This window comes from Dankookia rubra, assembly GCF_004355005.1.
In the GTDB taxonomy this organism is placed as follows: Bacteria; Pseudomonadota; Alphaproteobacteria; order Acetobacterales; family Acetobacteraceae; genus Paracraurococcus; species Paracraurococcus ruber_A.
The window spans coordinates 1-8,097 of the sequence record NZ_SMSJ01000153.1 but is presented as its reverse complement, the minus strand read 5'-3'; the positions used below and the strand labels follow the sequence as shown (position 1 = coordinate 8,097).

Annotated in this window: 7 protein-coding genes and 2 pseudogenes; 4 read left to right on the top strand and 5 right to left on the bottom strand. The window is 64.0% G+C overall.

The window, feature by feature from the left end; translation table 11 throughout:
* Positions 1-77 precede the first annotated feature (77 nt).
* The gene (locus E2C06_RS34330) at positions 78-581 is read right to left on the bottom strand and encodes a transposase (RefSeq protein WP_277751915.1); all 504 of its coding nucleotides are present in this window, start codon (positions 579-581) and stop codon (positions 78-80) included.
* Positions 582-1,661: 1,080 nt separating this feature from the next.
* Between E2C06_RS34330 and E2C06_RS40025 the strand changes: the two are divergent.
* Positions 1,662-2,584, top strand: a pseudogene (locus E2C06_RS40025) (TAXI family TRAP transporter solute-binding subunit).
* Between the two features lie 132 nt (positions 2,585-2,716).
* A complete protein-coding gene (locus E2C06_RS40680) occupies positions 2,717-2,869 on the top strand; it encodes a hypothetical protein (RefSeq protein ID WP_133293043.1) in 153 nt (50 codons plus the stop codon).
* 215 nt (positions 2,870-3,084) lie between these two features.
* Here E2C06_RS40680 and E2C06_RS34305 read toward each other — a convergent pair whose 3' ends face one another.
* Positions 3,085-3,495, bottom strand: coding sequence for a helix-turn-helix transcriptional regulator (locus E2C06_RS34305; protein WP_165982860.1), 411 nt, complete (start codon positions 3,493-3,495; stop codon positions 3,085-3,087).
* Positions 3,496-3,689: 194 nt separating this feature from the next.
* On the opposite strand from E2C06_RS34305, the gene E2C06_RS34300 reads away from it, so the two are divergent.
* A complete protein-coding gene (locus E2C06_RS34300; protein WP_133293046.1) occupies positions 3,690-3,944 on the top strand; it encodes an HU family DNA-binding protein in 255 nt (84 codons plus the stop codon).
* On the opposite strand, the gene E2C06_RS34295 is transcribed toward E2C06_RS34300, so the two are convergent.
* Both E2C06_RS34295 and E2C06_RS34290 read right to left on the bottom strand, forming a co-directional pair.
* A complete protein-coding gene (locus E2C06_RS34295; protein WP_133293040.1) occupies positions 3,939-4,400 on the bottom strand; it encodes an integrase core domain-containing protein in 462 nt (153 codons plus the stop codon). The two genes, E2C06_RS34300 and E2C06_RS34295, sit on opposite strands and share 6 nt — an antisense overlap.
* Positions 4,401-4,705: 305 nt before the next feature.
* Positions 4,706-5,272 carry a glycoside hydrolase family 16 protein gene (locus tag E2C06_RS34290; RefSeq protein WP_165982859.1) on the bottom strand — a complete coding sequence of 189 codons (567 nt, stop codon included), beginning with the start codon at positions 5,270-5,272 and terminating at the stop codon, positions 4,706-4,708.
* Between the two features lie 1,662 nt (positions 5,273-6,934).
* On the opposite strand from E2C06_RS34290, the gene E2C06_RS34280 reads away from it, so the two are divergent.
* Entirely contained in the window at positions 6,935-7,834 is a 900-nt protein-coding gene (locus E2C06_RS34280; RefSeq protein WP_165982858.1) for a GNAT family N-acetyltransferase, read from the top strand.
* Between the two features lie 11 nt (positions 7,835-7,845).
* Here the strand turns inward: E2C06_RS34280 and E2C06_RS34275 are convergent.
* Positions 7,846-8,097: pseudogene (locus E2C06_RS34275) on the bottom strand (hypothetical protein); the annotation flags it as partial.

Here is an 8,097-nt window from a genome sequence, read left to right as displayed (position 1 = left end):
GCCCGTCAGGCCCAACCACCCCGCCGCAAGCGGATGCAGCCGCGTGCCGAACGCTCAAGTCAGCCTGCCAGGACGCCCTACGCTCCAACCCGGTGAATAGGACGGGCTAGGACGTCGGCAGCGCCGAGCAGAGCCGCGAGGCTCGACAGCCCGCGGATGGCGGCGAGCAGTGCATGATGCAACGTCTTCGTAATGAGCCAAAGTGAGGTGGAGCAAGACGCTGTCGCCGGCTGCTGGGGATGGGGCGTTAGGAGCTCTTTGGAGGCATCTTCAATCAGCAATGCCATGATGAGATGCGCGAACAGCCAGCTGCGGGCGAGTGCCTCGCTCCGGACCGGCAGCCGGCCGATGCCGAGCAGGCTCTTGAGGCGCTTGAACGCGAGTTCCACCTGCCAGCGCAGGCGATACGCCTCGAGCACGTCCGCCGCGGGCACCTCGGCCGGCAAGGAGGTCACCAACATGAGGTAGCCTGTGGCCTGAACGGTCATGGGTCGCAGTGGCCGATGCGAGCGGCAGCGGTTCTGCCTGCGATGCTGCGCCTTGGTCTCCCGCGCTGCCGCCGTCGGAGCGAGGCGCAGCACCACCAAACGTACGGGGAATGCGGCCTTGCCACGGGACCGCGCACCAGCCGCCGCCGCAGCGTGAGGTCCGGCTTTCGGCCGCGGCGGTGCACGCCGATCCGCTCGCTGTCCATGGTCTCCAACTCAGCCTCGACTGCGAAGACGAAGACTTTGATGTTGGCCAGGGCGTTCCAGCCGTCACCACGGCTCGGGCGGGGAACACGGCGGTTGGAAGGCGGAGGCAGGTCGGCATTGCTGCGTAGGCTGGTGCGAGACATCGGCCCAACATGGTGAAGCTCAGCCGGCGCACTGCCCTACGTGTCGAAACCGACCTGAGGGCCAAACTTATTTCGTGTTCAGAATTTTACTCGAGTTGTCTCACGGCAACTCAAGTTCAATCGACCCCAAAGGCCCAAATTCCAAAGCTGCGCTCATCTCGGTGACCTGAACGAGTTCGTCGGAAGACCACGGCAACAACTTGAACGCCGTATCTTCCGTTGCGCTATACACTCTCGTCCCGCTTTGTAGCGGGATGATGAAAGCGCCATTGGCGTACCTGCGCGCCTGAGTAGCGTTCTCTGCGATGACATAGCACTGTTTGCGCCTCCAGCTTACGGCCCAGGCTGGGTGATTAAGCCTGGTGTCTGTTGGCTGAAGTTGGAAAACTGGCATCGGCGTTCCTGCTTGTGCGGTGCAGCGACTAGGCATCGAGCCCTGCCCATCTAACTAATATAGATTATTTCTCTCTTAAAGAGAAACTGTTTGGTGAATTGCGACAGTGATGCCGCCGCGTCCAGGTGCCCGCCCCGTACGGACGGTTCCTGATGAACCTCTCTACCGGCTGCTACGCTTGGCTGCGCGCGATCGCCGCTGTCCAAACCAGGGCCGCGGCAGAAGCCGGACCCCACGCGCGGGTCGGCCGCATCTTCGCCGCCCGCCGTCGGATCTAGGGCGCGCTGCGGAACCACGCCGAGTTGCTTTTCTTGCGCAGTCACGGCGTGAAGCCCGCGCTTGGCAGAGCCGATCATGGGTATACTGACAGTCGCCGAGCGCCATAGGTCTCTAATAAGCTAGTCGGCCTATCCTACCGGAGCTCACCTCATGCGACGCCGTTCCCTGCTGTCGCTGCCCGCCCTTGCCGCGTCGTACCCCGCCCGGGCGCAGGCGCCGCTGGCCCTCCTCACGGCGGGACCTGGTAGCGCCTTCCTGCCCTACGGTGAGGGGCTTGCCGCCTTTCTTGGCCGGCAAGGCATCCCGGTCACGGTGCGGCGGACCACGGGGTCGCTGCAGAACCTCTCGATGGTCGAAGACGACCCGAACGTCCTCGGCACGGCCCTCTTGGGTTCGGCCTGGGACACACTCCAGGGTACACCGGCGGCGGGCGGACGCCACCACACCGAGGTGCGGGCCCTGTTCCCGATGTACCAGACCAGCTTCCAGGCCGCGGCGCTGCGCGTGAGCGGCATCACGAGTTCGCCCACCTCGACAAACGGCGGGTTGGCTGCGGTCCGGCACGAGGGCCGGCCGAGATCTTCTTTCGCGCCGCCGCCGACGCGGCAGGCATTACCGCCGAGGTCATCAGCGGTGAGCCCGCGGTGCAGGCCGAGGCGTTGGCGGCCGGGCACATCGACGCCTTCTGGCAAGGCACAGTGGTGCCCATTCCCTCGCTGCTGCTGGCGCTCGGATGTGCCGACGCACTGGTATTCGGACTGCGGACGCCGGCGGTCACGGCGCTCCTGCCCTATCTCCCGCCCACGACACTGCCGCCCGGCACCTATCCTGGGCAGGTTGCCACGATTGAGAGCTTCGGCGCCTGGAACTTCATCGTGGCCAATGCAGCGCTGCCGGAGGCGCGGGCGCATGACCTGACCCACCGTGTACTCTCCGCCCGTGACCCCGCTTCGGAGATCCATCCGAGCGCGGCGGCGACGCGCGCCGCGAATGCTGGCGCCAACCGCGTCCTGCCCTTCCATTCCTGTGCTGCCCAGTTCTACCAAGAGGCAGGCATCGCACTGGCCATCTGACCTCAATCCAACTTGCTGACCGCAAATGGATTGCTCGCGTAGCCGAGCCGTCCGGCGCCGCGCTCGGCCTGGTAGTACCACGCTGCTGATTGGAAGCACCTCTGCTTACACTTAGGCATCGGGCATGTCTCAATGATGTTCGACCCGGTGCAATCACTGCTCGGGCAAATCCAGCCCGGCCGCCTGCATGTGCTGGACATGTCGGCTCCGCATTGCAGCTCGGCTCTTCCGGACGTGCTGACGATGATCGAAGCGGGTGTTGCCGACCATACGATGGTGGCCTGATGGACTCTAGTCATGCCTACCGGAACACCGACGCAGGTGATCACCCGCTTGGTCGAGGAAATCGCTCGCATCAGCAAGGCACCTGACTGGCAGGCAGCGCTCCTGCGGCAGGGCATCTCCGCCATGCCGCGCGGTCCAGCCGAACTAGCCATCTTTCTAAACAGTGAAACTGAGCGCTGGAGTGCTGCGGTACGAGCGTTCGGAGCGACCGCTGATTAGCGACGGCGCTCCACCGCAGCGCGTGAGGCGTTGCCTCCGTAGGCCAGAACCAACTTCATCATGACCCGACGCTCGGCAGCGGGCATTGCCCGAAGCGCATCGAGCACCGCACCTTCGTCCCGGCTCGGGGCCTTGACCTCGCTCACGCGCTGCTTCGCAGCACCCGATCGCGGCCGATCAAAAGTTTTCTTGGCGGACCCACGTCCGGAAGCACTGACCTCATGCGACTTCAGGCCGAGCAACTTCGCGAGCTGGGCAGCCCGGTCGGGCGGAGGCTTCGAAAGGCCAGTCTCATAATGGCCGATGGCGGCGCCAGTCACGCCGAGCCGATCGCCGACCTCGGCTTGCGACAAACCAAGCTGCAGACGCGCATCCCGCAACTTGGTTTCCTTCACGCGTGTGGCCATGCAGTGCATTCCTTTAGAGTTACGCAGGAGACAGGGTTGCTGAACTCTCCAAACAGATGGGGCTTGTGAGCCGCATTTGCATGGTGCAACAGGGTTCCCGGTCACACTTGCCCGTTCAGTCGCGAAGTTGTAGCCGAGCGTCTCATTAGCCGACAGCCGACGCGAGTGGATCACCCATGAATTAAGCCGACCTCATTGCCGATACAGCCGGCCTGTCGAAGGCTGATGCGACAAAGGCGATCGATGCAGTCTTCAGCGCCGTGTCTGGCGAACTCATGGCCGGCAAGGATGTGCGGCTGAATGGCTTTGGGATCTTCAGTACGACAGAGCGCGCAGCGCGCGGGGGCCGCAATCCTCAGACGGGCGCGGCCATCCAGATCGCCGCGTCCAAGGTCGCCAACTTCTCTCCTACGAAGGCGTTGAAGGATCGGCTTAACGGGACTTCATAGGACGAAGTGTACCGCACCCGGCTTCCTGGACACCTGGTTGGACCATGCGGTGCGCCTGAGGTTCGTGTCAAGCCAAGCGGCGCGTGCATCGAGCGGGTTACAGTAACCGTTCTTCTCGACCAGCCACTCGGCATTGTAGCAGGCGGTGAAGGCGCGGACGGCGTTGCGGACCTCGTCGATGGTCTGGAAGATGCGACCGTGGATGGCTTGCTCTTTCAGTGTTCGGAAGAGCCTCTCGATGACACCATTCGTCTCAGGCTCGCCGACGAAGGCGTAGTCCAGCGGGATGCCCCAGAACCTGGCCTGCTTCTGGGAATGGTCGGCCATGAAGTTGCTCCCGTGGTCGTGGCGGAGCGCGAGGCCGCGGACGACGTCAGCAGAGAGCTGGCCGAACTGCTGGCGGACCGCCATGCCGAGCGCCTGGGTCGCCTCGAAGCGGGTACCGGACTTTGTCACGTGCCAGCCGAGGAGCTCTGCGTTCCAATGCTCCGCAGGCCATTCACGGCCGCATCTTCGAGGCCATCGACGACATGCGCGACGCCGTCCGCGCCTTCCTCGTCCGCTACACCGCCGAGTGGCCGATCGAGAGGAACGGCCATTGCAGCTCCGCCGACATGCGTACCGCCTAGCAGGAGAAGACCTTCAGGCGCGCCGCATAAGCCAACCCGTTGTCCAGAGAGCCGGGTGCGGTACACGTTGGAGAGGCCGTCTACACAGAACACTAAGGAAAGGACCGGGGCGGTCATGCCGCCCCGGAGAGATCACCACCCGTAGTCGTGGCTCGTATAGGAGACGTTCTGCACCGTTAGCCAGCCGCCTTCCCATCCACGGTTCATCACGCTGAGCGTTTCATTCATGCCGCCATGCGCGTAGTCCTCGGGCACTCGATCGGTGATCGCGCCCTGACTTTGGCCATCGACGAACCACTCCACTTTGCCAGGGCTCCACTCCACACCGTACGTGTGCGTCTGCGTTTCATCTACGCCGTTGAAGAACACCGACGTGTAGGCATCACTGCCGTTGTTGTTCCAATGGAGCGTGCCGTAAGGCGTGCCGTTGATCACCTCGACGATGTCGATCTCCGGCCCAGGCCACACGTCATTGCCCGGCCACAGGAGCACCGCGGGTCCCTGCACATCGGCGCTCATATTGGCAGTGACCTCGTAGTAGCCGTAGCCATTGCCCGCGTCTGCGCCGCTCGGGCGTTGCATAGCGCCCGAATCCCCTTCGAGGGTCAGTTGACCGCCACCGGTTTGAATATTGTCGCTGTTCCATGTGTGATGAAGCGCTCCGACACCGCTGTCGAAGCTCTCATAAAAATCAGCCAATGCTCTGGTCCCAATCACTGGCGTGGAAAAAAGCGGTGACCCCGGCGACCGTAGTCATCGTCCGTCGTCGCAGCCGAAGGGATTCGGACGCGACCCGCTCTTCAGAAGAGCACCACCATGGCCTCGATGATGAATGCAGAGATGACCATACAAATATCAACTTTCTGGATAATTTACATCCAAATGATAGAAAATGCATACCGATAGATTGGATCAAGGAGGTTAGAGGGCACGCGCGACGGTTCGGCCGGCGAGAACCGAGAAGGATATCGCCGTCAAGCGGACAAAGGCCGATCTCCTGGCTGCCGCTACTCACAACCAGCGTGGTGGTGGCGCTCGGTCCAAGGACGAGTCAGAATTCAGAGCAGCCGAGGCAATGCTCGCTTTGAGCGCACTGGCAGCTGGTGAGACGGCACGGCAGCTTGGGGTTGTCACGTCAATACAGTATCAGCACCTGTCACATGGCTAGGGCATGCTCGCCGAAGCGGCCAATGTTCGCCATCTGAATGGCGGTCAGGTTTGTTGGCTCTGCGGTGGGTCCCGCCGCGGTGCCGGGCGGGTTGCCGGGAGTACCGTCAGGGCGTGGGGTCTGCCCTTGCGCACGGTCGACAGCGCGACCCGTGGCAGTCGAAGGTGGGTTCGCCAGGGTTCCGTCCGGGCCGCTCGTAGTGCCCACGGCGCGGCCGACTGCAGTGCCGGGTGGATTACCCGGGGTGCCGTCCGGGCGCGGTGCTTGGCCCTGAATCTGGTCCACGGCTCGGCCCGTGGCAGTGCTGGGCGGGTTACCGGGCGCGCCGTCGCGCGCGGGCGTGCTGCCGCCCGCAGCCGATGTGCTGCCCGTGGTGGTACCGCGCGCTGCTGCACCGGTAACGACGTTACCCTAATAGTCGAGCGCGACGTCGGTGCGATTCCCGCTGCGCATTGCCTTGCCGCGCCAGACACCCTGGTCATCCTTCTGCAGATCGCTCACGTCGGAGTAGCCGGCGCCCTCAATGCGGCTACGTGCCTGCCCCTCGGTGAAGCTGTTTGCGCCAGCGGCAGGTGCGTCAGCAGCCCGGGTGTCGGTTCTGTCGTCGCGGCGCGTCGTGGAAGCGGCCGGCTGGCCAGGCCGCGCCGGATCGGCTGGGCGGGCCGCTGGCGCAGGCGTTGGACCGGGCTATGCAGTCTGAGCAAAGTTGCCGGACGGCGCGATGACCAGTGCGGCGCCGAATAAGGCGAGTACTGCCGTGGTCTGCCTCATGTTGTGCGTTCCTCTATTCTTTTTCATGCAGTTAGAAGCCGTAAGATTCTGAACGCACAAGCCGGCCGCTCGTTGTTTAATTGCTACAGTTTGGATTGCTAACCTACGCGACTAGCAGCGCTGAACCACCGCAGCAGCTTTTGGCCACCCACACATTGAATGCACAGCGGCTGTTGATCTGAGATGGTCGCAATCAGTCTGGGCGCCTTCTATCTGTGCCCGCATCGCGCGGAAGCCTGTCAGCGTCCTCAGTGCATGGTGGGAGCTCCGGGTTGTCCAGCCTATCTCCGTCGCCCATGCAGCGGTCAGTTACCATGAACGATGGGACGAGTTGCGTGGCGGCTTCGGCAGGTTTGCCTTCTTCCCATGCTGGCTGGCAGGATGACGGTCCTGAGAGGAAGTGCTTCGAGGGGAGGTGGCGAGTGCACATCACCTACCGTCCCGCGACGGCCGAGGACCTCGAGCCAGCCACGCGGATCGTCCAGGACGCCTACAACCACCTGCGCTTGCGCCACGGCTTGGCGCCGAGCATCTCGCGCGGCCCACCGCTGTTCCAGACCTTCTCGTTGGCCGAACCCTCCTCCAGTCTGTGGGTCGCGGAGGCGGAGGGCGCGCTTCAGGGCTTCGCCTTTGCCTGGATGCGGCAGCGGTTCTGGTTCCTCGCGCAGCTCTTCGTCCGGCCCGGCACGCAGGCGAAGGGCATCGGCCATGCACTGCTGACCAAGACCCTGCGGCACGCGGAGGAAAACGGCGCCGAGAACCGGGCGCTGATCACCATGGCCTACAATACGGCCTCGACGGGCCTCTACATCCAGAACGGTTTGTACCCACGCGAACCGTTGCTCCGGCTGGTCGCACCGGCACCGGTGGTGGCGGCGCGGATCCTCCTCCCAGGCCTCGAGACCATGCCGATCAAGCCCTGGCCCGGCTCGCGCGACTGGTTGAACCGCATCGACGAGAAGGTGCTGGGCTTCCGACGGGAAGGCCAGCACGCCTTCCAGCTCGGCATTGCCGCTCGCGCGCTGCGCCTTGAGCAGGCGGGGCAGCCGGTGGGCTATGCCTATGTCTCGGCAATCGGCCATATCGGCCCGCTCGCCATCTTGCCTCGCACCGACCCGGGTAAGGCTCTGCGAGCTGTCCTGCGCGGCGCGCTGGAGGTGAAGTCACCGCAGCTATCGATGATGGTCCCTGGCCGGGCCGAACGTTTGCAGGAGGCGGCCCTTGGGCTCGGCTTCCGGATCGACGAGCCTTTCGTCCTGCTCTCCGCCCGACCGTTCGGCGACTGGTCACACTACCTGCCGAGCAATGCGGGCTTTATGTGACGTCGGTGCGGCTACGTCGGGCGGACGAGATGGTCGCCATCGGCAGCGCTGCTGGTTACCAGTGGTGCACCCCCAAGCTGTGGTGGAAGCTGATCAGGAGTCAGGCTGCCCCCCTTTGGCTTGTCGGTTAAGACCCGATCGAGCGAAGTGGTGATGAAGGCTGGGCTGGTGATCAGGTCGTGTGCCTTGAGCAGGCGATAGACAGATGCCTCGGAGACGAAGTAGCGCTCACGGTCGGTGAAGCGCACCGCCAACTCACGCGG